This is a genomic window from Pantoea coffeiphila, from assembly GCF_016909495.1.
Lineage (GTDB): Bacteria > Pseudomonadota > Gammaproteobacteria > Enterobacterales > Enterobacteriaceae > Erwinia > Erwinia coffeiphila.
The window spans coordinates 166,821-191,843 of record NZ_JAFBFW010000003.1; the positions used below are offsets into that span (position 1 = coordinate 166,821).

20 protein-coding genes are annotated in these 25,023 nt (G+C 56.0%); 13 read left to right on the plus strand and 7 right to left on the minus strand.

From position 1 onward, the window contains the following. Nucleotides 1-11 precede the first annotated feature (11 nt). On the plus strand, nucleotides 12-875 hold the full coding sequence (locus tag JOE09_RS10530) for a GGDEF domain-containing protein (RefSeq protein WP_205065743.1): 864 nt from the start codon (nucleotides 12-14) through the stop codon (nucleotides 873-875). Nucleotides 876-885: 10 nt separating this feature from the next. Here the strand turns inward: JOE09_RS10530 and soxS are convergent, their stop codons facing one another. Continuing rightward, nucleotides 886-1,308: a superoxide response transcriptional regulator SoxS gene (gene soxS, locus JOE09_RS10535; protein WP_105592208.1), complete on the minus strand. Its 423-nt coding sequence runs from the start codon at nucleotides 1,306-1,308 to the stop codon at nucleotides 886-888. Nucleotides 1,309-1,453: 145 nt separating this feature from the next. Here soxS and soxR point away from each other — a divergent pair, with 145 nt between their 5' ends. The 4 genes from soxR (at nucleotide 1,454) to JOE09_RS10555 (ending at nucleotide 6,161) form a co-directional block, all read left to right on the plus strand. Continuing rightward, the gene (soxR, locus tag JOE09_RS10540; protein WP_105592207.1) at nucleotides 1,454-1,921 is read left to right on the plus strand and encodes a redox-sensitive transcriptional activator SoxR; all 468 of its coding nucleotides are present in this window, start codon (nucleotides 1,454-1,456) and stop codon (nucleotides 1,919-1,921) included. A 41-nt stretch (nucleotides 1,922-1,962) separates the two neighbouring features. Then, nucleotides 1,963-2,625, plus strand: a complete 663-nt coding sequence (locus JOE09_RS10545; protein ID WP_205065744.1) for a glutathione S-transferase family protein — start codon at nucleotides 1,963-1,965, stop codon at nucleotides 2,623-2,625. A 341-nt stretch (nucleotides 2,626-2,966) separates the two neighbouring features. Further along, the gene (locus JOE09_RS10550; RefSeq protein WP_205065745.1) at nucleotides 2,967-4,316 is read left to right on the plus strand and encodes an NCS2 family permease; all 1,350 of its coding nucleotides are present in this window, start codon (nucleotides 2,967-2,969) and stop codon (nucleotides 4,314-4,316) included. A gap of 195 nt (nucleotides 4,317-4,511) precedes the next feature. After that, nucleotides 4,512-6,161 (plus strand): Na+/H+ antiporter, encoded by a 1,650-nt coding sequence (locus tag JOE09_RS10555; RefSeq protein WP_105592204.1) that lies wholly within the window; start codon nucleotides 4,512-4,514, stop codon nucleotides 6,159-6,161. A 45-nt stretch (nucleotides 6,162-6,206) separates the two neighbouring features. On the opposite strand, the gene JOE09_RS10560 is transcribed toward JOE09_RS10555, so the two are convergent. Continuing rightward, on the minus strand, nucleotides 6,207-7,109 hold the full coding sequence (locus JOE09_RS10560; RefSeq protein WP_205065746.1) for a LysR family transcriptional regulator: 903 nt from the start codon (nucleotides 7,107-7,109) through the stop codon (nucleotides 6,207-6,209). 109 nt (nucleotides 7,110-7,218) lie between these two features. Between JOE09_RS10560 and JOE09_RS10565 the strand changes: the two genes are divergently transcribed. The 4 genes from JOE09_RS10565 (at nucleotide 7,219) to JOE09_RS10580 (ending at nucleotide 10,286) form a co-directional block, all read left to right on the plus strand. Continuing rightward, nucleotides 7,219-7,653 (plus strand): CidA/LrgA family protein, encoded by a 435-nt coding sequence (locus tag JOE09_RS10565; protein WP_205065747.1) that lies wholly within the window; start codon nucleotides 7,219-7,221, stop codon nucleotides 7,651-7,653. Next, nucleotides 7,646-8,344, plus strand: coding sequence for an LrgB family protein (locus JOE09_RS10570; protein WP_205065748.1), 699 nt, complete (start codon nucleotides 7,646-7,648; stop codon nucleotides 8,342-8,344). Before JOE09_RS10565 ends, JOE09_RS10570 begins: the two co-directional genes overlap by 8 nt. Nucleotides 8,345-8,488: 144 nt before the next feature. Then, complete coding sequence (locus JOE09_RS10575) at nucleotides 8,489-9,034, plus strand: YfaZ family outer membrane protein (protein ID WP_105592201.1); 546 nt, start codon at nucleotides 8,489-8,491, stop codon at nucleotides 9,032-9,034. A 289-nt stretch (nucleotides 9,035-9,323) separates the two neighbouring features. Continuing rightward, the gene (locus JOE09_RS10580; RefSeq protein ID WP_205065749.1) at nucleotides 9,324-10,286 is read left to right on the plus strand and encodes an Rpn family recombination-promoting nuclease/putative transposase; all 963 of its coding nucleotides are present in this window, start codon (nucleotides 9,324-9,326) and stop codon (nucleotides 10,284-10,286) included. Nucleotides 10,287-10,352: 66 nt separating this feature from the next. On the opposite strand, the gene actP is transcribed toward JOE09_RS10580, so the two are convergent. The 3 genes from actP to acs form a co-directional block, all read right to left on the minus strand. Beyond that, nucleotides 10,353-12,011: a cation/acetate symporter ActP gene (gene actP, locus JOE09_RS10585; RefSeq protein WP_205065750.1), complete on the minus strand. Its 1,659-nt coding sequence runs from the start codon at nucleotides 12,009-12,011 to the stop codon at nucleotides 10,353-10,355. Next, entirely contained in the window at nucleotides 12,008-12,319 is a 312-nt protein-coding gene (locus JOE09_RS10590; RefSeq protein WP_105592198.1) for a DUF485 domain-containing protein, read from the minus strand. The genes actP and JOE09_RS10590 overlap by 4 nt, the downstream gene beginning before the upstream one ends. Before the next feature lie 160 nt (nucleotides 12,320-12,479). After that, nucleotides 12,480-14,435, minus strand: coding sequence for an acetate--CoA ligase (gene acs, locus JOE09_RS10595; RefSeq protein ID WP_205065751.1), 1,956 nt, complete (start codon nucleotides 14,433-14,435; stop codon nucleotides 12,480-12,482). A gap of 520 nt (nucleotides 14,436-14,955) precedes the next feature. Between acs and gltP the strand changes: the two genes are divergently transcribed. Together gltP and JOE09_RS10605 are read left to right on the plus strand one after the other, a co-directional pair. After that, complete coding sequence (gltP, locus tag JOE09_RS10600) at nucleotides 14,956-16,254, plus strand: glutamate/aspartate:proton symporter GltP (protein WP_205065752.1); 1,299 nt, start codon at nucleotides 14,956-14,958, stop codon at nucleotides 16,252-16,254. A gap of 143 nt (nucleotides 16,255-16,397) precedes the next feature. Next, a complete protein-coding gene (locus JOE09_RS10605) occupies nucleotides 16,398-17,165 on the plus strand; it encodes an AraC family transcriptional regulator (protein ID WP_205065753.1) in 768 nt (255 codons plus the stop codon). On the opposite strand, the gene leuA is transcribed toward JOE09_RS10605, so the two are convergent. Next, nucleotides 17,144-18,820, minus strand: coding sequence for a 2-isopropylmalate synthase (gene leuA, locus JOE09_RS10610; protein WP_205065754.1), 1,677 nt, complete (start codon nucleotides 18,818-18,820; stop codon nucleotides 17,144-17,146). The genes JOE09_RS10605 and leuA overlap by 22 nt on opposite strands. A gap of 692 nt (nucleotides 18,821-19,512) precedes the next feature. Here leuA and JOE09_RS10615 point away from each other — a divergent pair. Then, entirely contained in the window at nucleotides 19,513-21,153 is a 1,641-nt protein-coding gene (locus JOE09_RS10615) for a dihydroxyacetone kinase subunit DhaK (protein WP_205065755.1), read from the plus strand. Nucleotides 21,154-21,262: 109 nt separating this feature from the next. Here the strand turns inward: JOE09_RS10615 and sbmA are convergent, their stop codons facing one another. Then, the gene (gene sbmA / locus JOE09_RS10620; RefSeq protein WP_205065756.1) at nucleotides 21,263-22,489 is read right to left on the minus strand and encodes a peptide antibiotic transporter SbmA; all 1,227 of its coding nucleotides are present in this window, start codon (nucleotides 22,487-22,489) and stop codon (nucleotides 21,263-21,265) included. Nucleotides 22,490-22,941: 452 nt separating this feature from the next. On the opposite strand from sbmA, the gene JOE09_RS10625 reads away from it, so the two are divergent. Then, nucleotides 22,942-25,020, plus strand: coding sequence for a sensor domain-containing protein (locus JOE09_RS10625; protein ID WP_205065757.1), 2,079 nt, complete (start codon nucleotides 22,942-22,944; stop codon nucleotides 25,018-25,020). Nucleotides 25,021-25,023: the final 3 nt, after the last annotated feature.

The following is a 25,023-nucleotide window of genomic DNA, read 5'->3' on the forward strand; positions in this document are numbered from 1 at the left end:
AGGACATAAACATGAATATTGATCGGGATGACAGCCTGCCTGCCGCTGCACCGTCGCGCACGCTGCCGACGCTGCGGAAATCATTCCACCGCATCCATCTGATTATTGCGGCAGTTGCCCTGCTGGCGGGGCTGATTTCATTGCTGGCAATGGCGCTGGAAAAACCACATCAGGGCGGGCAGTTGCCTTTCTATCTATGGCCACTGTTGCTGCTGCTGAGCGTGGCGCTGTTGATCAGCGGGCTGATTGCCAGCTTCCTCACCCGGCGGCTAAATGCGGAACTGGAGCGCTGGCATCATCACCTGACGCGCGAGAATGACACGCTTGCCCATCAGGCGCTGCACGACACGCTAACCGGTTTACCCAATCGCGCGGCGTTTTCCCATCAGCTGGAGAAACGCTGGTTGGATCTTCGGGAGCGTCAGCGCATCGCCGTACTGTTTATCGACGGCAACCGCTTCAAAGAGGTCAACGATCGGTTCGGCCATGCGGCGGGCGACAGGGTGCTGAGGGTTGTCGCTCAGCGGCTGCGGGCCCGGCTGCGTAAAGACGATCTGGTGGCGAGGCTCGGCGGCGACGAGTTTGCCATTCTGCTGACGTCGATCGAGCGCGAAGAGCAGGCGGCGCAGGTGGCGCGGGATATCACCGCCGAGATGCGGCAGCCTGTAAAACTGGGTGACGGTACGCTATTACCTCAGACGCTGAGTATTGGCGTTGCCTTAGGCAAGCACCATCAGAGTACTGAGGTGCTGCTTGCCCAGGCTGACAGTGCGATGTATCAGATTAAACAGCGGGGCGGTGGCTGGTTCTTGTCCCCGTCGTTTTGGGAACTGACCCCCGGGGTGCCACCGGAGAGAGAGGCGGCACCTTACTGACCCGGGTGGGTCAGTTGCAGACGGTGCTGACTTTACTGCTGCTGCGCGAGAAGCCGCTCATCGCAAAGTCGCTACAGTCGAAATTCCAGCTGCCGCGCTGGAGTGCCTGGCGACGCATGGTGTGGCGATAGGCGGTCGGCGTTTGCGAGAACTGACGGCGGAACACGCGGGAAAAAGTCTGCTGTGAGTCGTAGCCATACTGCATGGCGATATCAAACACCGGGCGCTGGGTTTTCCGCAGTTCTTCTGCTGCCAGCGTCAGACGACGCTCGCGAATATAGCCCCCCAGCGTTTGCTTGGTCACGGTGCGGAACATGCGCTGCAGGTGCCATTTCGAATAGCCCGATTTGGCCGCCACTTCATCAATCGACAGCGTTTTATCAAGATTGCTTTCGATCCAGTCGGTAAGGGTGCGGATGATGTCATCATGCATACATTTTTCTCCCTGGTTCTGCGTCAAATCTGGCCGCCATAACAACTGACGTATCAGAAACGGATGGGCACGATGGAACACGCATCTCGCCCTTTCAATGGAGGCTGAGTATAATTCCTCAAGTTAACTTGAGGTAAAGAGCTAAATGAAAAAAAGCGGCAACTCCCCCAACAAGCGTGAACTGACCCCAGGCGACGTGGCGCAGCGCTGCGGTGTCGCAGTTTCTGCGCTGCATTTCTATGAAAGCAAAGGATTAATCAGCAGCCATCGCAACGCAGGGAATCAGCGCCGTTACACGCGAGACGTGCTGCGCCGGGTAGCGATTATCAAAATTGCCCAGCGCATCGGTATTCCGCTGGCGACAATCGGCGACAACTTAATGCAGTTTCCGCCGGGAAAACGCATGTCACCAAGAGAGTGGGCGGTGCTGTCGAAGCAGTGGCGCGACGAGCTGGATAGCCGTATCGAAATGCTCACCCACCTGCGTGACGATCTGGATGGCTGCATCGGCTGCGGCTGCCTTTCGATGGAGGACTGCCCGCTGCGTAACCCGAATGACCGACTGAGCGAACAGGGGACCGGTGCGATCCTGCTGGATGTGAAAAGCAGCTGAGCTAAATCTATACTTCAGGTTTGGCGTTGACAGGAGCGAGCATGATCACCGTACATCATCTGAACAACTCCCGTTCGCAGCGCGTACTGTGGCTGCTGGAAGAGCTGGACGTGCCTTATCAAATCAAACGCTATCAGCGTGAACCCAGCATGCTGGCCCCCGAGGCGCTGAAAAAAATCCATCCGTTGGGCAAATCTCCGGTTATCACCGACGGAAACCGGGTGATTGCCGAGTCCGGCGCGATCCTGGAATATCTTGAATCGCGCTATGACGACGAAGAAAGGCTGACCTTGATTGAAGAAGAGGAGCAGCTGCAATCGCGCTACTGGCTGCACTACGCCGAAGGATCGCTGATGCCGCTGCTGGTAATGAAACTGATATTCAGTCGGATGGGCCAGGCGCCGGTGCCCTGGCTACTCAGGCCGATTGGCAGCGCGTTTGGCAAAGGGGTGCAGAAAGCGTATCTGGACAAGCAGCTGGCCACCCATCGGCAGTTCATCGAGCAGCACCTGGCGCAGCATGCGTGGTTTGCCGGTAGCCGCTTCAGCATTGCTGACGTGCAGATGAGTTTTCCGCTGCTGGCGCTGACCGCGCGCGGTGGTCGTGCAGACAGCCCGGCGATTCAAAACTGGCTGGATAAAATTCAGCATCGCGGTGCCTGGCAGCGTGCGATGCAAAAGGGCGGCGAAATTACGCTCTCCTGACGGATTTTCGCTGCTTTCACCTGTTCATAAGAAAGCGCTATTTTTGCCGTGCTGTGTATCTCTATAAAGTTTCTCTTAGCTCGAGATTCGCGTTGAATCACCGAGTTGCTGATTATGGAATAAATAAAGATAACCGTGAACAGGTGTTGAAAACAGACCGTTAAACGCTGGATAATCGTTTGCCTTTTAATTAAGCATCTAAATTACGCGGTTATAAACACGAAAAAAGGAAACCTTATTCTTTTTATCGTGAATATTGCACCGGAGACGCAAACGTTTACGTCCATTTGCTTCAACGGTGCCACGCAGCAATAGTTCATAAGAAATTTCAGGGGATTACTATGTCGACTCCTTCTAAACCGGCCGGTGGTACGTTAGACACCTGGTTCAAAATATCCGCGCGCGGTAGCAGCGTGCGTACCGAAGTTCTGGCCGGTCTGACCACTTTTCTGGCCATGGTGTATTCGGTCATTGTGGTGCCGAGCATGCTGGGCAAAGCCGGTTTCTCACCGACGGCGGTATTTGTTGCCACCTGTCTGGTTGCCGGATTTGGCTCATTGCTGATGGGGCTGTGGGCGAATTTGCCGATGGCTATCGGCTGCGCCATCTCCCTGACCGCATTCACCGCCTTTAGTCTGGTGCTGGGTCAGCAGATTAGCGTGCCGGTTGCGCTGGGTGCGGTGTTCCTGATGGGCATCCTGTTTACCGTCATCTCTGCAACCGGGATTCGCGCCTGGATACTGCGCAATTTACCGATGGGCGTCGCACACGGTACTGGCGTAGGTATCGGTCTGTTCCTGCTGCTGATTGCCGCCGACGGCGTTGGCCTGGTCGTAAAAAACCCGGCTCCGGGCTTGCCGGTAGCGCTGGGTCACTTCGTCTCCTTCCCGGTCATTATGTCGTTGCTGGGGCTGGCGGTGATTTTTGGTCTGGAAAAACGCCGCGTCCCCGGTGGCATCCTGTTGACCATTATCGGAATTTCAGTGATTGGGCTGATCTTTGATCCTTCGGTGAAATACCAGGGCCTGTTTGCCATGCCGAGTCTGAGCGATGCTCAGGGCAACTCGCTGGTGTTCAGCCTGGACATTCTTGGTGCGTTGCAGCCTGCGGTACTGCCAAGCGTGCTGGCGCTGGTGATGACGGCGGTGTTTGATGCCACCGGCACCATTCGCGCCGTTGCCGGTCAGGCGAACCTGCTGGATAAAAACAATCAGATTATCGACGGCGGTAAAGCGCTGACCAGCGACTCGGTGAGCAGTATTTTCTCCGGTCTGGTGGGCGCAGCGCCTGCGGCGGTGTATATCGAGTCTGCGGCCGGTACGGCGGCGGGCGGTAAAACCGGCCTGACGGCGGTGGTGGTTGGCGTGCTGTTCCTGCTGATCCTGTTCCTGTCGCCGCTGGCGTATCTGGTTCCGGGCTATGCGACGGCGCCTGCGCTGATGTACGTTGGCCTGCTGATGCTGAGCAACGTGTCGAAAATCGACTTCGAGGATTTCGTTGATGCGATGTCCGGCCTGCTGGCCGCGGTATTTATCGTGCTGACCTGCAACATTGTGACCGGCATTATGATCGGTTTCGGTTCGCTGGTGATTGGCCGCATCGTAGCCGGTGAATGGCGCAAGCTGAATATCGGCACCGTGGTTATCGCGGTAATACTGGTTGCCTTCTACGCGGGCGGCTGGGCGATTTAATCCTGTTCCGGGGCCGAAATCTTCGGCCCCACCTTCAGATGTCACTGAATTTTCCCCTCGACGCACATCCTGTTTTTCATCAGTTTATTTATTTGCTTTACTATAACCAGTGTCTTACGGCGCTGCCGGATAGGGCATGGCTCTTGCCTTGCCGGCGTTCACCTGCACACAACTGGAAGATAAATAAAGGAAAACATGGAAATCTTCTTTACCATCCTGATCCTGATGCTGGTCGTTTCGCTGTCGGGCGTCGCCGCGCGAATGATCCCATTTCAAATTCCCCTGCCGCTGGTTCAAATCGCCGTGGGCGCACTGCTTGCCTGGCCGACGTTTGGTTTGCATGTCGATTTTGACCCGGAACTGTTCTTAGTGCTGTTTATCCCGCCGCTGCTGTTTGCCGACGGCTGGAAAACCCCCACCAGTGAATTTTTGCACCACGGGCGCGAGATTATCGGCCTGGCGCTGGTGCTGGTACTGATTACCGTGGTGGGGATTGGCTACCTGATTTACTGGCTGGTTCCGGGCATCCCGCTGATCCCGGCATTTGCGCTGGCGGCGGTGCTGTCCCCGACCGATGCCGTGGCGCTGTCCGGCATCGTTGGGGAAGGGCGCATCCCGAAAAAGATTATGGCGATCCTGCAGGGCGAAGCGTTGATGAACGACGCATCGGGCCTGGTATCGCTGAAGTTTGCCGTCGCCGTGGCGATGGGTACCATGGTGTTTACCGTTTCCGGCGCGTCGCTGGAATTCCTCAAGGTGGCGATTGGCGGCCTGCTGGCGGGTATCGCTATCTGCTGGCTGTACGGTAAATCCCTGCGCCTGTTCAGCCGCTGGAGCGGTGACGACCCGGCAACGCAGACCGTGCTGCTGCTGCTGCTGCCGTTTGCTTCCTATCTGATTGCGGAGCACATTGGCGTCTCCGGCATTCTGGCCTCGGTCGCGGCGGGGATGACCATCTCCCGCTCCGGCATTATCCGTCAGGCACCGCTGGCCATGCGCCTGCGCGCCAACGGTGCCTGGCAGATGCTGGAATTCGTTTTTAACGGCATGGTATTCCTGATGCTGGGCCTGCAGCTGCCGGGCATTCTGGAGATTTCCGTGCGTCAGGCTGATGCCGATCCGAACGTCGAACTGTGGGTGCTGTTTGCTTCCGTCGTCACCATTTACGCCGCGCTGATGCTGGTGCGCTTTGGCTGGCTGTGGGGTATGCGCTACATCAGTCGCCATATGCTGAAGAAGCACCCGATGGAGTTTTCCAGCTATACCACCCGTGAGCTGCTGATCGCCTCCTTCGCTGGCGTGCGCGGTGCAATTACCCTCGCCGGCGTGCTGTCGATTCCGCTGCTGCTAAGCAACGGCAACGACTTCCCGGCACGCTATGAGCTGGTGTTTCTCGCGACCGGCGTGATCCTCTTCTCCCTGCTGGTGGGCGTGGTGATCCTACCGCTGCTGCTGCGTGGGATTGAAGGGACCGATAAAACGGGTCACCGCCGTGAAGTGCAGATGGCGCGGGCGGTGATGGCCGGAACGGCGATTGAAAGCCTGTACAAAATGCAAGAGCGCCTGCTGGCCGATAGCGAAGAGACCTCCGACCCTGAGCTGCTGAAAGAGGTCAGTTCGCGAGTGATTGGCAATCTGCGCCGCCGGGTGGATGGCAAAGAGGATCTGGAGCGCGCACTGTATGCGGAGAATCTGGAACGTCGCTTCCGCCTGACCGGCCTGCGTGCCGAGCGTGGCGAGTTGTATCACCTGCGTGCTACGCAACAGATCAGCGACGAAACGATGCACAAGCTGCTGCACGACCTTGACCTGCTGGAAACGCTGCTGAGCGAAAAAGAAGAGTAATATTGCACAGGGCGACCGTTGAAATGGTCGCCCTTTTTTATGATGTTAAACTGCCAGTCCGGGCGTGCTGTCCGGCCAGAACTCGCGGCAGCAGGCAATCCACGCCTGGGCGCTGCGCGACAGATAGCTTCCCTCCCGCCAGATCAGCCCCAGCTTCCACACCAGGTCCGACTCCAGCGGCAGCCACAGCAGCTGGCTTTTATCCAGCCGCTGGCAGATCGGCTCGGGCAGGATAGCTACGCCCATTCCGGCCTGTACCATCGCCGCCAGAAAGTCCCACTGCCCGCTGCGGACGGCGATCTGCGGCGTGAAGCCGCTGGCCTGAAAAGCGCGCATCAGCTGGCGGTTAAGGGAGAACTCTTCGTTGTAGATCAGGATCGGCTGCCCGGCCAGTTCGCTGAGTTTGAGGTGCGTGCGCCGCAGCCAGGCTTCGGTACGCGGCACCAGCACGCACAGCGGATGGCTCATCAGCGGCAGTGCGTTAAGCGGCAGATCGTCGGCCACCGGCAGGGCGGTCATGGCTATATCCAGGCTGCCTGACAGCACCGCCTGCTGAACGGTCAGGCCGCCAAATTCGGAAATTTTCAGCTCCACGCCGGGATAGCGCTGGCGGAAAGCGGAGATCGACCCGGCGATCTGCATGCCGACCATCGGCGGAATACCCAGCCGCAGCTCGCCGGTTTTCAGCTCGTTAAGATCGCTGATTTCCGCCTCCAGCTGCTTGAACTCCTGCAAAATGGTCAGCCCGCGCTGATAGACCGCCTGGCCGGTATCGGTCAGGTGCAGCTTGCGGCCCTCGCGCATCAACAGGGTACAGCCGAGTTCATCCTCCAGCTGGCGCAGCATTTTGCTGATGGTCGGCTGGGTGACATACAGCTGTTCGGCGGCCCGGGTAAAGCTTTGCTGGCGGACAACCTCAACAAAATAGCGCAGGGCGCGAACGTCCATAATCATTCCTGTTTGGCATAGTTAGAATAATATTAAGTCATTTTTTTCACCCTTTGTTACCCCTTTATAATAATCACAGCAAAATTGCTGCCAAAGGGGTAATAAAGCGATGGCCACCATGACAGACCCGGTGAAAACGGGCTGGCTGCTACGGGTTCAGGTTCCGCTACAGGTGATGCTGTATGTCGGTTTGTTTGTTTTTTCACAACATCTGGTGAGCTGGCTGCACCTGCCGCTGCCGGCCAATATCGTCGGTATGCTGCTGCTGTTGGCGATGATCATGCTGCGTATCCTGCCCATTGGCTGGGTGAAAGCCGGGTCTAACTGGCTGCTGGCCGAAATGCTGCTGTTCTTCATTCCGGCGGTCGTAGCGGTGGTGAACTACTCCGAACTGCTGCGCGTTGAGGGCTGGCGTATCCTGCTGGTGATTACCCTCAGCACGCTGCTGGTGCTGGCGGCAACCAGCATCGTCGTCGATCGGGTCAGCCGTTTTGAGCTGTGGCTGGCCGCGCGTAAACAGCAGAGGAGGCAGAACCATGAATGATTTTGTCCTGAGCGTGCTGTGCCTGGCCGCAACCCTGCTGATTTACTTTGCTAATAAACGGCTGTATCGCCGCTGGCACCGCCTGCTGCTGATGCCGCTGGTGATGACTCCAATGGTGCTGGTGGCGCTGCTGGTGGTCACCCATATCAGCTGGCAGGACTACATTGGCGAAAGCCGCTGGCTGCTGTGGCTGCTCGGCCCGGCGACGCTGGCTTTCGCGGTACCGGTCTATGAAAACACGGCGATTATCCGCCGCCACTGGCTGTCGCTGACTGCCGGGGTGATTACCGCCACGCTGGTGGCAATCTGCAGCTCGGTGTGGCTGGCGCGCCTGCTGACGCTGCCGGAAGAGATCCAGCGTAGCCTGGCGGTGCGCTCGATCACCACGCCGTTTGCGCTGGCGGCGGCTGAACAGCTTGGCGGTAAGCCCGATCTGGTGGCGCTGTTTGTGGTGATCACCGGCGTCTTCGGCATGGCGGTCGGTGACCTGCTGTTCCTGCGCCTGGCGATTAAGCAGGGCATGGCGAAAGGCGCAGGATTCGGCGCTGCCTCTCACGGTGCCGGTACCGCGCGAGCCTACGAACTCGGCCCGCAGGAGGGCGTGGTGTCCAGTCTGGTAATGATGCTATCCGGGGTGCTGACGGTAGTTATTGCGCCGATAGTCGGCCATTTAATGTGGGTCAGCGCCTGACGGAAATATCTGGTTACTCACTCTTTTGTAAGATTAATCAAATTTATTACCATTTAGTTCTTTCTCATATAATTCTTAAAACAGTTGGTTTACGCTGCACCACCGCCGTTTTCAGGCGTGAGTAAAATTAATTGGGAGAGAACAATGAAAAAAGTGGCAATGACAACCGGCGCCCTGGCGCTGCTGGCGCTGGCAGGAACGGCTCAGGCGATTGATGGCGGCGTGAGCGTCGGCAAAGATTACACCGACGTACACGTCGGCCTGGGCACCAGTACTCCGGGTTTTGCCTTATCCGGTGACTGGCTGCGCAGCGATCATGATGGCAACGTCAGCAGCCTGGGCCTGGGCTATAACGTAGCGATTGGCGATGTAATGCTTTCCCCTACCATCAAAGCCATGTCCACCAACCCGAAAGACACCAAAGATGGCTACGCGATTGCCGTTGGCGGCGGTGTGAAGGTGCCGGTTACCAAAATGTTCAATGTCTACGGCCAGTACTTCTACTCGCCTGACTCCTTCTCCAGCCACATCGATAACTACCAGGAAGCCTCTGCCGGTGTTAGCTTCCAGCCGATTTCGCTGATTGATGTGAATGTGGGTTACAAGTACATGACCATGAACGGCAAAGACGGTCGTAAAGACAACGTTGTGGCCGACGGTCCGTACGTGGGTGCCGCGCTGCACTTCTAATCGGCCAGGCTTACACTTCGAATCGCGCAAACCTGCGCGGCTGAAGCGGAACGGGGTGAGAACGGGCATTGAGCCTGTTTTCGTCCCGTTTATTCTGCTGTTCTTTTAAATTTAAAATACCCTCCCGGCGGTTTTAACTGAAATAGGGAATGATAAATTTCAGACAGCGCTCGGTTTTTTTATTATCGAATGCATACCGTTTTCATAAAAAAGGAATGGCTGCCGCAGGCGCAGAGAATAAATAAAAATTCTCCTTTCCCGCTTATGAAAAATAAATCATCTTGCGGTGATGAAAGGAACTCAAACGCCAACGCCGCATGATGCGATTTTTAAAAAGATATTAGGCCACGTGGATACCGCACGTGACTTTTTACAGATCTATCTACCGGCGGACCTGCTAAATGCGTGCCGTCTTGATACCCTCGCACTGGAATCAGGGAGCTTTATTGAAGAGGATCTCCGCGCTCACTATTCCGACGTACTCTATTCGGTCAAAACCCTCAACGGTGAGGGCTATATTTACACGCTGATTGAACATCAAAGTACGCCCGACAGGCTGATGGCCTTTCGATTAATGCGTTATGCCATTGCCGTCATGCAGCGCCATCTTGATGCCGGAAATGAGACTCTGCCGCTGGTGGTGCCGATACTTTTTTATCACGGTCGGGTCACGCCTTACCCCTATTCGATGAGCTGGCTGCAGGCGTTTAGCGATCCGCAGCGGGCCGCCCGGCTCTACGGTGGCGACTTCCCACTGGTTGATGTGACGGTTATTGCGGATGATGAAATCATGCAACATCGCCGAATGGCGATACTGGAACTGCTGCAGAAGCATATTCGCCAGCGCGATCTCATGGAATTGCTGGAGCCGCTGGTCACGCTAATGTTCACTGGCTACACTGGCGAGGAGCAGTTGAAACCGCTGTTCAACTATATGTTACAGGTTGGCAGGACGCCCTCACCGCATGCTTTTGCTCAGGAGCTGTCTCGCCGAACGTCTGGATACAAGGAGGGAATGATGACGCTTGCAGAATGGTTTGAGCAGAACGGCAACCAGTTTTTTTTCGAACAGGGAGAGGAAAAAGGGATTGAACAAGGCATGGAAAGGGGACTGAAAAAAGGCCGCCTTGAGGGTGCGATGGATGTAACAAGATCGCTGGCGAGAAAAATGCTGGCGAAGGGATTCGAGCGGCAGACGGTAGCAGACATTACCGGCCTGTCGGAAGATGAACTCGCCAAATTGGATCATTAATCATCCATCCAGGCCGTGGCTTATCCGTGATGGGGCAGGCATCCGGCCCGCCCCTGTCGCGATCGGTTAATGCCCTTTGCCGCCTTCAATGCCGACACCGGTTTGTGAACGGACGAACTGAGCCTGGAAGCGCAGACGCTCCTGCGCACCTTCCGCTGAGTTATCGGTGACGGAGAACAGCCAGGTGCCGATAAAGGCTGCCAGCATAGAGAACAGCGCCGGATATTCATAAGGATAAACCGGCTTCTCGTGCCCCAGCACCTGTACCCAAACGGTCGGGCCGAGGATCATCAGGACGACGGCGGTAATCAGCCCCAGCCAGCCGCCGACCATCGCACCGCGCGTGGTCAGTTTTGACCAGTACATTGATAGCAGGATAATCGGGAAGTTACAGCTGGCAGCAATCGAGAAGGCCAGCCCGACCATAAACGCAATATTTTGCTTCTCAAACAGTATGCCCAGCGCAATCGCCACCACGCCGAGCACCAGCACGGTGATTTTGGATACTCTCAGCTCTTCACGCTCGGTCGCCTGGCCTTTGCGGAACACGCTGGCGTACAGATCGTGGGATACCGCCGATGCGCCCGCGAGGGTTAGCCCGGCTACCACCGCCAGAATCGTGGCGAAGGCCACCGCTGAGATAAAGCCAAGGAACAGGCTGCCGCCGACCGCGTCGGCCAGATGCACCGCCGCCATATTATTGCCGCCAATCAGCGCACCGGCGGCGTCTTTGAAGGCCGGATTAGCACCGACCAGCAGGATCGCACCGAAACCAATGATGAAGGTCAGGAAGTAGAAGTAGCCCATAAAGCCGGTGGCGTAAAAGACGCTTTTGCGCGCCTCGCGGGCATCGCTGACGGTAAAGAAGCGCATCAAAATATGCGGCAGGCCTGCGGTACCAAACATCAGGCCCAGGCCGAGCGACAGCGCGGATATCGGGTCTTTCACCAGCCCGCCGGGGCGCATAATCTCAATGCCTTTCGGGTGGACCTTCATCGCTTCGGTAAACAGGTTATTGAAGCTGAACCCGACGGTTTTCATCACCATGATGGCCATAAAGCTGGCACCGAACAGCAGCAGTACGGCCTTGATGATCTGCACCCAGGTGGTGGCCAGCATGCCGCCGAACAGCACATACATCACCATCAGAATGCCGACCAGCACGACCGCAACGTGGTAGTCCAGCCCAAACAGCAGCTGGATTAGCTTACCGGCCCCGACCATCTGCGCAATCAGGTACAGCGCCACTACCACCAGTGAACCGCAGGCGGAGAGGGTGCGAATAGGTTTTTGCTTCAGGCGGTAGGAGGCCACGTCGGCAAAGGTGTAGCGGCCCAGGTTGCGCAGGCGCTCGGCGATCAGGAACAGAATAATCGGCCAGCCGACCAGGAAGCCGAGTGAATAAATCAGGCCATCGTAGCCGGAGGTATAAACCAGCGCGGAAATACCCAGGAACGAGGCGGCGGACATAAAGTCCCCGGCCATCGCCAGCCCGTTTTGAAAACCGGTAATATTGCCGCCGGCGGTGTAGTAATCACTGCGGGAGCGGGTGCGTTTTGAAGCCCAGTAGGTAATGCCCAGCGTGGCGGCCACAAAAATCAGGAACATGACAATGGCTTCAACGTTGGTGGGCTGGCGCTCAACCGCACCGGTAATTGCATCGGCGGCCTGCGCACCAAAAGGCAGCAGGGCTGGCAGAGCCAGCGTTAGACGGCGAAGTTTCATCCTTTCACCTCGTTCAGTAATTCACGGGTCAGGCGGTCAAACTCGCCGTTAGCGCGCCAGACGTAAACGCCGGTGAGCACGAAGGAGATAACAATCAGTCCGATGCCGATGGGGATACCGCGCGTGACATTAGTACCGTCATGCAGCGGCGTGCCCAGCCAGCCGGGAGCAAAGGCAATCAGCAGGATAAAACCGACGTAGAGCACCAGCATAATCAGGGACAGCAGGGTGGCAAAGCTCTGGCGTTTTCTGACCAGTTCTTTAAATCGGGCGCTTTTTTCTATGCGTTGATAAATGACATCGTTCATCACAGCGTCTCCAGAGGTAGAGTTATACCGGGATAGCAGAAGCATGGCTTCGACGGCCTGGTTTTCTTGTTATAACTTCATGGTGCTGAAAATTAAGACGAAAGACGACGGGCTGCTCTGCGGCAGTTACGCAATGGGGGCACTGAGGCCCCCATCAGATTTACGGCATTTTAATGGCTTGTTTCTCTTCCAGCAGTTTCTCCACCACGCCCGGATCGGCAAGCGTTGAGGTATCTCCGAGATTACTGGTATCCCCGGTGGCGATTTTGCGCAGAATACGTCGCATGATCTTGCCGGAGCGGGTTTTCGGCAGGGAATCGGTCCAGTGCAATACATCCGGCGTGGCAATTGGGCCAATCTCTTTACGCACCCAGTTACGCACTTCGGTATACAGCTCCGGCGTGGGTTCTTCACCGTGGTTCAGGGTGATATAGGCATAAATCGCCTGGCCCTTCAGGCTGTGAGGAATGCCAACCACGGCGGCTTCGGCAATTTTCGGGTGCGATACCAGTGCGGATTCGATCTCGGCGGTCCCCAGGCGGTGGCCGGAAACGTTCAGCACATCGTCAACGCGGCCAGTGATCCAGTAGTCGCCGTCGGCGTCACGGCGCGCGCCGTCGCCGCTGAAATACATATTCTTAAACGTTGAGAAATAGGTCTGTTCAAAACGTTCATGATCGCCGAACAGCGTTCGCGCCTGGCCCGGCCATGAATCGGTTATCACCAGATTGCCTTCGGTTGCACCTTCCTGTGGGTGGCCTTCGTTGTCGACCAGCGCAGGCTGAACGCCAAAGAACGGTTTGGTGGCCGAACCCGGTTTCAGGGTGGTTGCTCCGGGCAGTGGGGTGATCATAAAGCCACCGGTTTCGGTCTGCCACCAGGTATCGGAGATCGGGCAGCGCCCGTTACCAATTTTCTTGTGGAACCATTCCCAAGCTTCCGGGTTAATCGGCTCGCCGACTGAACCCAGAATACGCAGGGAGGAGCGATCGGTACCCTCAATCGCCTTATCACCTTCGGCCATCAGCGCACGGACCGCCGTCGGTGCCGTATAGAGAATCGTCACCTTATGCTTATCAACCACTTCCGCCATGCGACTTGGTTTTGGCCAGTTTGGCACGCCCTCGAACATCAGCGTCGTTGCGCCGCAGGCCAGCGGCCCGTAGAGCAGATAGCTGTGGCCGGTGACCCAGCCAACATCGGCGGTACACCAGTAAATATCTTCCGGATGGTAATCAAACACGTACTTAAATGTGGTAGCGGCATACACCAGATAGCCACCGGTGGTGTGCAGTACGCCTTTCGGCTTGCCGGTCGAGCCGGAGGTGTAGAGGATAAACAGCGGATCTTCGGCGTTCATTTCAACCGGCTGGTGCTCGCTGCTGGCATTAGCCACCAGTTCGTGCCACCACAGATCGCGTCCGCTTTTCCAGCCGCCATCGCGACCGGTACGGCGAAATACCACCACATTTTTCACGCCGGTAACGGCAGGGTTATTCAGCGCGTCATCGACGTTTTTCTTCAGCGGGATGCTGCGACCCGCACGAACACCTTCATCGGCGGTAATCACCAGTCTGGCGTTACTGTCGATAATTCGTCCCGCTACGGCTTCTGGTGAAAAGCCACCGAAAATCACTGAATGGATTGCGCCAATACGCGCGCAGGCCAGCATGGCAACCGCCGCTTCCGGCACCATTGGCATATAAATCGCCACGACGTCGCCTTTATTGATGCCCAGATCCTGCAGCACGTTGGCGAAGCGGCACACGTCACGATGCAGCTCACGATAGGTGAGGGTTTTACTTTCGCTGGCGTCATCGCCTTCCCAGATGATGGCCGGATGGTCACCGCGCGTTTGCAGGTGGCGATCCAGGCAGTTGGCAGCCAGATTCAGGGTGCCATCTTCAAACCAGCGAATCGAAATATTACCCGGGGCGAAAGAGGTATTTTTCACCGTACGGTAAGGCTTGATCCAGTCAAGTATTTTGCCTTGCTCACCCCAGAATGCATCGGGGTCCTGCACTGATTGCTGGTACATCGACTGGTACTGCTGAGCATTAATCAGGGTATTTTCCGCAATATTCGCGGGAACAGGGTACGTATGTATTTGGCTCATGGCTGGCCTCCTTGAAGATGTTAATAATATGTCAATCAATGGTTAAGTGAAGATGCCCGCAAGGCTTTGTTTTCTTTTTGAGCGGCAGATCACGCCATAACCCAGCGTAATGAAACCGGGGGGAGACATTGTCATAAAGAGAGGGATGCGACAGGAAAAAGGCGAATTTACGGCGGTGCAGTGTACAAAAAAAGCGCAAGCAGACCGTTAGTTTGCCACGACTAATAGCAGAACCGTGCATAGTTATGTTGTTTTAATGATTTAATATTGTTAACTATAACAATAACTTAGTTTAATGTGATTAAAAATAGAGCTTTATTCTGTCTAAAATTAACAAAATAGATACATATTTCTCAGGCTTGCATTAATGGCGCTTAAAATGGTACTGATTACGCGCCTGAATACAGGTATCAACCATCCATTACCTGTGAATTGACCGGTTTCGGTCTGCCTCCCTTGAGTGTCATTCACTCCGCAAGCTCCGCGCGGAAAGCAGGTCATGTTAAGGAAAAGACTCGTTATGAAAGCAATAAAACTCAGCCTTGCCTGGCAAATATTGATTGCGTTGGTACTGGGGATCGTCGTTGGGGCGGTTCTGCATAATCAACCCGGGGAACGTGAATGGTTAGTCACTAACATTCTCAGCCCTGCCGGTGACATCTTTATTCACCTGATCAAGATGATTGTTGTACCTATCGTTATCTCCACGCTGATTGTTGGCATCGCCGGCGTCGGGGATGCCAAGAAACTCGGACGTATTGGCGTTAAAACGATTGTTTATTTTGAAGTGATTACCACCATTGCCATTGTGACAGGTATTACTCTGGCGAATGTATTCCAACCCGGTTCCGGCATTGATATGTCGACGCTGGCAACGGTGGACATCTCTAAATATGAAGCCACAACGGCACAGGTTCAGGGCCAGCCTCACAGCCTGGTCACCACCATTCTGTCGCTGATTCCGCAGAATATTTTCGCTGCTATCGCCAAAGGTGACATGCTGCCGATTATCTTCTTCTCAGTGCTGTTTGGTCTGGGCCTCTCGTCGCTGCCGTCTGAACATCGCGACCCGCTGGTGAAAGTGTTCCGTTCCACCTCAGAAGCGATGTTTAAAGTGACCAGCATGATTATGCGTTATGCGCCGGTTGGGGTATTTGCGCTGATCTCGGTGACCGTGGCTAACTTTGGTTTTGCTTCGCTGTGGCCGCTGGCCAAGCTGGTGATTCTGGTGTACGCCGCTATCGCCTTCTTCGCCTTTGTGGTGCTGGGAGCCGTCGCGCGTATCTGCAACCTGCGTATCACCGTGCTGTTCCGCATCCTGAAGGATGAGCTGATCCTGGCTTACTCCACCGCCAGTTCGGAAACCGTACTGCCGCGTATTATGGAGAAGATGGAAGCCTACGGCGCGCCGAAGTCGATCACCAGCTTCGTCGTACCAACCGGCTATTCGTTTAACCTCGACGGTTCAACGCTGTACCAGAGTATTGCGGCGATCTTTATCGCGCAGCTGTACGGCATCAACCTGTCGCTGGGCGACGAAATCATTCTGGTGCTGACGTTGATGGTGACGTCGAAAGGGATCGCTGGCGTACCGGGCGTCTCCTTCGTGGTGCTGCTGGCGACGCTGGGCAGTGTCGGCATTCCTCTGGAAGGCCTGGCATTTATTGCCGGCGTTGACCGTATCCTCGATATGGCGCGTACCGCACTGAACGTAGTGGGTAATGCGCTGGCGGTGCTGGTTGTCGCCAAGTGGGAGCATCAGTTTGATACGAAGCAGGCCTCTGCCTACGAGGCGCAGCTGAAAGCCGTTCATTCCTGATAGTGTCCTTATCGGGCGGGCCGATCGCGGCCCGCCTGATTTCCTTCCTCGTTCGCCGCTGCCTCTCCGCCCGCCTTCTCTTTTTCCCGCTTTCTGCCCGCGTCTTTGTTAAGCTTAAATTCCTGCTCACCTTCGGGAATCCTATGTCATCTTCCGTTGATTTTTCGTTTGCTACCCGCCCGCTGGTGCCTTACGCGCATGATTATCGCCATGGCGACAGTGAGCCGAGGCATCATCATAACTGCGCACAGCTGGTCCATACGCTGAGCGGCGTGGTGCGTATTGAAACGGACCTGGGCCACTGGATTGTGCCGCCGGGGCGCGGCGTCTGGCTGCCTGCGGGCGTGCCTCATGCGCTGCAAATGACCGGTAACGTGGCGGCGCGAACGCTGTTTGTCGATCCGCTGGCGCGGGCCGATCTGCCAGCCAGTTGTCAGGTGGTGCAGGTATCCCCGCTGTTGCGCGAGCTGATAGTCAGCGCGCTGGCACTGCCGGAATCCTATGCTCCCGCCAGCCGGGCGGAGCGAATTTATGAGCTGATACTGGATGAGATTCGCGTGATGACCGAACTGCCGTTCAGCCTGCCGGAGCCGCAGAGCGAGGCGCTGATTTCGCTGTGTGATGCCCTGAGGGCCAGGCCGGGAGAGAGCTGGACGCTGGAGAACAGCGCCCGGCGCATCAACGTCAGCAGCCGTACGCTTGCACGCCGCTTTTATCAGGAAACCGGGCTGCAGTTCAGCGATTGGGTAAGGCGCGCCAGGCTGATGGAAGCGCTGGCGCGTTTAGCACGGGGAGACTCGGTGCTGACGGTATCACTCGATTTGGGCTACGAAAGCCAGAGTGCGTTCAGCGCAATGTTCCGCCGCATTATGGGCGTGGCGCCCAGCGACTACTTCCCACCCGCCAGCTGACCCTGCGCCAGCGCATTCAGCAGCGCCTGCAGCGAAGCGCGGGAAACGTCACTGTCGATACCCACCCCCCAGGCGCTGTGATTACCGGCAAAGGTGCAGTGCAGATAGGCGACGGAGCGGCTGTCGCTGCGCTGACCCAGAGTGTGCTCATGATAATCCTGAATGGTAAAGGAGACGTCAAACGCCTGGCGCAGCGCGTCGACCGCCGCCGACAGCAGCCCGTTCCCCCGACCTGCCACAGCGTAGGGGCGGTTATCCTGCTGTACGCTGGCCTCAAACTGCAGCTGTCCATGGCTGTCGCTCTGGCTGCGGTATTCCCCCAGCTGCAGCTCTGGTGCGGTCAGGCCATACGCCTGGCGGAACAGCTGCCAGATAGCGGCCTGGGTCATCTCTTTGCCTTCGCCGTCGGTGACCTGCTGTACCCGCTGGCTGAAATCCTGCTGAAGTGCTCGTGGCAGGACCAGTCCGTGATTTTGCTCGATCATCCAGGCCGCCCCACTTTTCCCTGACTGGCTGTTAACGCGGATCACCGCCTCATAGTTACAGCCGATGTCCGCCGGGTCCAGCGGCAGATAAGGCACTTCCCAGACGTTATCCTGCTGCTCTTTGCGGGCAGCAAAGCCTTTCTTAATTGCATCCTGGTGTGAACCGGAGAAGGCGGTAAACACCAGCTCCCCGGCGTAAGGATGGCGTGGGTGAACCGGCAGCTGGTTGCACTGCTCAACCAGGTCTACTACCTGCTTCAGCTGGCTGAAATCAAGCCCAGGGTTGATGCCCTGGGTATAAAAGTTCAGCGCCATGGTCACCAAATCGACGTTACCGGTGCGTTCCCCGTTGCCAAACAGGCAGCCTTCCACCCGGTCTGCTCCGGCCAGCAGGGCCAGTTCGGCCGCGGCGATGCCGGTGCCGCGATCGTTATGTGGGTGGACGCTGATGCAAACCTCAGGACGCCAGGAGAAGTGGCGACAGAAGTATTCAATCTGATCGGCATAGACATTAGGCGTGCTGACTTCCACCGTAGCGGGCAGGTTGACGATCATCGGCCTTTCCGCGCAGGGCTGCCAGACGGCGGCAACCGCCTCGCAGATTTCCAGCGCGAAGTCGAGTTCGGTAAAACAGAACGTTTCCGGCGAATATTCAAAGGTCCAGTTAGTCTGCGGCTGTTCCTCGCTGCGCTGACGGATCAGGCGGGTCGCATTCACCGCCAGTTCGATAATCTGCTCTTTGCTCTGGCGGAATACCAGTCGACGGAATACCGGCGCGGTGGCGTTATAAAGGTGTACCGTGGCATTTTTCGCCCCTTCAAGGGATAAAAAAGTGCGGTCGATCAGATCGCTACGTGCCTGGGTCAGCACCTGTATTGATACGTCATCCGGGATCATCCGCTGTTCGATCAGCTCGCGAACGAAATTGAAATCGGTCTGTGAAGCGGAAGGGAAAGCCACTTCAATTTCCTTAAAACCACACTGCAACAGCAGCTGCCAGAACAGCTTTTTACGCGTGCTATCCATTGGCTCGGCCAGCGACTGGTTGCCATCGCGCAGATCGGTAGAGAGCCAGCGCGGTGCCTGGGTCAGCGTTTTACCTGGCCACTGACGATCGTTCAGTGCCACCGGGGGAAAAGCGCGATATTTGTCGTTGGGTTGTTGCAGCATAGTGATTCCTCCTTGTGATAGAGGCTCTATTCTGCGTGGGGATCGCCGGTATTGACCGACGCAAAGCTGACAACCTGATGCTGAAAAGTGACAGGCCGAAAAAAAAAGGAACAGATCGCTTCATCTGCCCCTTTTGACACCCTGGTGTTAGCGTTTATATACGATGCCCTTTCCGAATATTATCTGCCTTTTTTTGCGGTAAACCGGCGGCTTAGTTAAATAATTTGCCAGGTTGATAACAATCTTATTCGGGCGCCTGTCATTATTTGTAGACTCTTTTAGATTATTTTTCATCTTAATTAACCGAAATTGTGATTGATGCTGCAATTTCAAATGGTATTTCGCGTATGCAAAAAGTGAATAAGGATGAATAAGGTGCGCACCCGTATGCATTTCAATCTGTTAGCCTTTATTTTTGGTTAAACATTGTAATTAATTATGAATAAAGTAATTCTGGATAAACTTACCATGAGGATATTTAAATTTACGCCAGCATTATTACTTAGATAACTAATCAGAGTTGATAAGTTTTCTACTAACGGGTGAAGACAAAAAATTATTTCAATGCTTTTAAAGCGCTGGAAACGTATTGCGCCGTTTGCGTAACGATTGATTTAGGGATTTTTACTACAGTTATAGCATCGTGCAGGTTGCCGCCTGTGCAGAGTGTATGCCCGAGATAAGGAGATAAGATGAGTCAGTTTTTTATGAACGACAAGCAACATCTGGTCAATGAGGCGATAGAAGGCTCGCTGTTAAGTACGCCTTTTCATAATCTTAGCCGTCTCGCGCTGGGAGCAGATTTGCGTATTGTCGTGCGCAGTGACTGGGACCGTTCGAAAGTTGCGCTGATTTCCGGTGGCGGTTCCGGCCACGAACCTGCCCACATCGGCTTTGTCGGCAAAGGAATGCTGAGTGCCGCGGTGTGCGGCGATGTTTTTGCTTCCCCCAGTGTGGATGCCGTGCTGCACGCCATTATTAACGTAACCGGTGAGGCTGGCTGTCTGCTGATCGTCAAGAACTACACCGGCGATCGGCTGAACTTTGGTCTGGCGGCGGAGAAAGCCAAACAGCTGGGGTATCGGGTGGAAATGGTGATGGTGCAGGATGATATCGCGCTGCCGGACAACCCTCAGCCTCGTGGCATTGCGGGTACGGCGCTGGTGCATAAAATTGCCGGTTATGCCGCTGAACAGGGGAAGAGCCTGGCCGATGTCACCGCATTAGCGCAGAGGGCCATCAAGCAGATCGCCTCCATCGGTGTTGCCTTCAGCAGCTGTCATATTCCAGGAGAAGCCCGTGATGACCGCGTCAAGCCGGGCACCTGCGAGGTAGGGATGGGGATTCACGGTGAGCCGGGCGCATCGACGTTGAAAACCCAGAACAGCGTGGAGATCGTCGCTCAGATGGTGCAGCGCCTTACCGCTCACACAGGCGATCGACCGCTGGCACTGTTAATCAATAACCTCGGCGGTTTTTCGATGCTGGAGATGGCGGTGCTGACGCGGGAAGTGCTGCGCTCGCCGATTGGCAGGCAGGCTCGGCTGCTGCTGGGGCCGGCAACGCTGGTCAGCGCGCTGGATATGAAGGGATTCTCGCTGTCTGTTCTGCGGCTGGATGATGAGTTTGAGAAGGCGCTGCTGGCGAAAGTGGAAGCGGCGGGCTGGACAGAGGCTGTCTCACCGTCAACGCTGGTGGAAGCACCGGCGAAGACCCTCGATCGACAGCCGACCTTTACGCCTTCCTCTAACGATAAAGTGGCCGCACTGTTGACCACCCTTTGCCGGACGCTGATTGCGCAGGAAAGCGAGTTAAACAATCTGGATGCGAAAGTGGGCGACGGCGATACCGGTTCAACATTTGCCGCCGGAGCCAGAAGCCTCCTCAAGGCCTGCGAAGAGCAGTCGCTGCCGCTCGATCGGACCGGGCAGTTGCTAAACGTTATTGGCGAAAAGCTGGCGACGGTGATGGGAGGCTCATCGGGCGTGCTGATGTCGATTATGTTCACTGCCGCCGGTCAGCGCCTGGAAGAGGGCGAGCCGCTGCCGCAGGCGCTGCAATACGGTCTGGAGCGTATGCAGCATTACGGCGGTGCGCGGGTCGGGCAGCGTACGATGATTGATGCATTGGACCCTGCGTTTAACGCTTTGGCTGAGGGGAAAGATCTGGCTGCTGTTGCGCAAGCCGCACGTGAAGGGGCCGAGAGCACCAGTCTGATGCGCAGCGCCGGAGCAGGGCGCGCTTCCTATTTGAATGCAGAAAGCCTGGACGGCGTGAAAGATCCCGGCGCATACGCGGTAGAAAAAGTGTTCGCCGCGCTGGCCGGAAAATAGCCTGATTGTTGACGATGGCCGCCTCGGGCGGCGGCCATTACTCCAGACTCCAGACTCCAGACTCCAGACTCCAGACTCCAGACTCCAGACTCCAGACTCCAGCATTCCATCAGATAGCGCTGCTTTCCGTCTCTGGCAACGTATCCAGCGTATGCTCAAAGCTGCGCAGACGTTTGTAGATCGACAGCAGTTCAACCAGCGTTGTCCACGAGTTAATCAGATACTGGAACGAACCGCGAACCTGGTCGAAGACGTTGGTGATCTGCGTTAACAGCCCGAGGGTAATTGCTCCGCTGACAATTGATGGGAACAGGACAAAAATACTGAATACCGCATCCAGCTGGATGTAGAAAATACGCACGATATTAAAGTAGAGATAATGGAAATAGAGGCGGAAGTAATTGACCCGCACGTTATGAAACAATGTCTTGACCGTAGGTGGCTGCGCACGCTGGGGGTCGTCTTCGCCATACACCAGCTCTTTACGGTAGGCCGCTTCCACCCGCTGATTGCGGAAGGATAGCCCCGGCAGCTTGATACCCACGACTGCCAGCAGGCCGGTGCCGAGAATTGACCACGTGACGGCGGCAATCACTAACGCGTAGGGGACACTGCCGATAATCGGCACGGTTTTGACGTGCACCGACAGGGCGACCAGCACCGGCAGGAAAGCGATCAGCGTCATCACCGCGTTAATAAAGCTCACCCCCATATCTTCCAGCGTGGAGGCAAAGCGCATGGTATCTTCCTGCACGCGCTGCGCTGCACCCTCAATACCGCGCAGGCGCGGCCAGTGGGACATGTAGTAGTGGTTCATCGCTGAACGCCAGCGGAAAACGTAGTGGCTGATAAAAAACAGATTCAGCACATCAATCACTACGGCAATCAGCGCGATGCTGAGGAAGCCGCCAATCTGGCCATAGAGCGTGTCGATTTTTACCGTATTCGGATGCGCCATCGCCCGCTGTACGAGGTCATAAAAGGGTTCATACCAGCGGTTGATCGCCACGCCAACCTGCACAGAAAACCAGGTGACAAAAATAATCAGCGCGCTGCCGAGTACCGACCAGCGCTGCCAGGGATGCGGGCTGAACAGCGCCCAGAATCCGGCAAAAAGCAGCGCCGCCAGCAGGTAGTAGCTGTAGAAGCCGAGCTCAGCAGGGGCAATAAAGCACAGGGCGTTGTTCGGCAACGGGCCGAGGGCAACCGGAGAGAACTGCATCAGGTGCGCGAGGTGGCTACCGGCAAAACCGAACCAGAACAAAATAGCCATCAGGCTCCACAGCGCCGCGCTGCTGAAGAACAGCAGAGGCCGGGGGAAAAAGGATTTAAACATAGAAACTCCACCGCGAATTTGTAACGGTTATACCGTGATTGTTTGTGAGGAATCTCGCTAACAGTGTTTCCATTAATTTCCAGGCCGTTTCTCAGGGCGAAAAATTATCGTTTATGCTGAATTTTTGCCTGGCTACTCTATTTTCCCTGCCTGAAGCCCACTATTTACTAACAAATGAAGTCAGATTAACGAAAAAACGCGATTTGCATTTTGAATGTTTATTCAACAAAGCAGATAATGAACGCCGACGGGGCGACAGGCGAACTTGCCTGAGCACGCAGCGGTTTTCGTCTCTCCCCAGGAGACTGTCCGTCACAGGCACGACAGGAGTTGTGTTCCCACAGGATGTGGGCAGGATCAGCGTGTGCGCCATCCAATGGCGTATTGATTGCATGCCGGCAGTATCTTTCCATTGAAGAGAAATAGCTGCCAGCAACCGGGTGAAAATAATAATGAATGAAAACTCAGATGTAATGTATCGGCTTCTGGTTCAGAGCGTGGTTGACTACGCCATTTATATGCTGAAACCGGACGGTACCGTCGCGAACTGGAATACGGGTGCCCAGCGGGCCAAAGGGTATCTGCCGGACGAGATCATCGGCAAAAATTTCAGCTGTTTTTACAGCCACCAGGATCAGGAAAAGGGTTTACCACAGTACGGACTGGGCATCGCCCGCGACACCGGTCGTTACGAAAGTAAAGGCTGGCGCTATCGCAAAGACGGCACTGCCTTTTGGGCACACGTGGTGATTGATGCTATCCGTACCGACAGCGGTGAGCTGCTGGGCTTCGCGAAAATCACCCGCGACTGCACCGAGCTGCGCGAGTATGAAGAACAGATGCGCGAAGCCCGCGAGCTGGCGGAGCGGCACAGTGAGAAAATGGCTGCGCTGTCGACCTTCCTCGACACTATCGTGACCAATATTCCGTCCAGTGTGATTGTGGAAGACGTGGTTACTCGTGAAATTCTGCTGATCAACAATAAGGCTCAGCAGCTGCTCGGCGGCGTGCAGGAAGACTTTGTCGGCAAGAAGCTTTCGCAGTGTATGACGCTGGAAATGGGCGAATATTTTATGCAGCTTTCCGACGCCGCACAGCGTAAAGGGGGCATTCACCGCAGCGAGCGTCTGCTGGACAGCCACGGACGCGATCGGATTATCAACGCCACGGCCTCGATTATTCGCGGTAACGACGCTACGCATAACTACGTGCTGCTGATCGCCGACGATGTTACCGATCAGCGCGCCGCCGACGCGCGTATTCACCATATGGCGCATCACGATAATCTGACCAGCCTGCCAAATCGCGTGCTGTTCAGCCAGCGGCTCAATGAGGCGCTGCGCGGCGATCGCGAAGAGCGCAAAATCACCGCTACGCTGTGCCTCGATCTGGATAATTTTAAAAACGTTAACGATGCGCTGGGCCATCAGATGGGCGACGATCTGCTGCGGACGGTGGCGGTGCGGCTGCGCAGCGTGCTGCGCGAGCAGGATACGCTGGCGCGTACCGGTGGGGACGAGTTTTCTATCGTTCTGCCGGGCCTGAAGCAGGCGGAAGAGGCGGAAATCGTGGCCAGCCGCCTGATCGAAACCATTCGCCCGCCGTTCAACGTTGACGGGCATAATCTTTCCGTCGGCCTGAGCATTGGCATTGCGATTGCCGAACGCGGGATCAGTACGCCGGAGCACCTGCTGCGCTGTGCCGATATGGCGCTGTATGAAGCCAAACGTAACGGGCGTAACCGCTTCGAATACTTTACCGAGCAGATGGGCGAGCTGGCGGCGAAGCGGCGGATGATTGAAAACGATCTGCGCGAAGCGATTAGCTGCCGCCAGTTAAGGCTCTACTATCAGCCGATTACCAATAATCAGCATCAGCATATTATTGGCTATGAGGCACTGATGCGCTGGCACCACCCGGAAAAAGGCATGATTATGCCGATGGACTTTATTCCGATTGCCGAGGAAACCGGGCTAATCCACAGCCTGGGGGCTTATGCGCTGCACGAGGCCTGTCGTGAAGCCGCCAGCTGGCAGGGCGGGCAGAGCGTGGCGGTGAACCTGTCGCCGATGCAGTTTAAAAACAGCGCTCTGGTGTCGGTGGTGGAAGCGGCGCTGAAAGAGTCCGGCCTGGCACCGCATCGTCTGGAGGTGGAGATCACCGAGTCGGTACTGCTGGATAATACCTCGGTGAATATCGATATCCTGCAGAAGCTCAAAGCGCTGGGCGTGCGTATCGCGCTGGATGATTTCGGCACCGGCTACTCATCGCTGAGCTATCTGCGCTCGTTCCCGTTCGACAAGATCAAAATCGATAAATCGTTTATTAACGATATGAAAGACAGCCGCGAGGCGCTGGCGATTATCCGGGCAATTACCGGGATGAGCCGCAGTCTGGATATTCAGATCACCGCCGAAGGCGTGGAGAGCAACGAGCAGTTTGAACGACTGAAGGAAGAGGGCTGTACGCTGTTCCAGGGCTACTATTTTGGCCGCCCGCAGCCCTCTGAAGACCGCCTGAAAGAGTTCTGATCC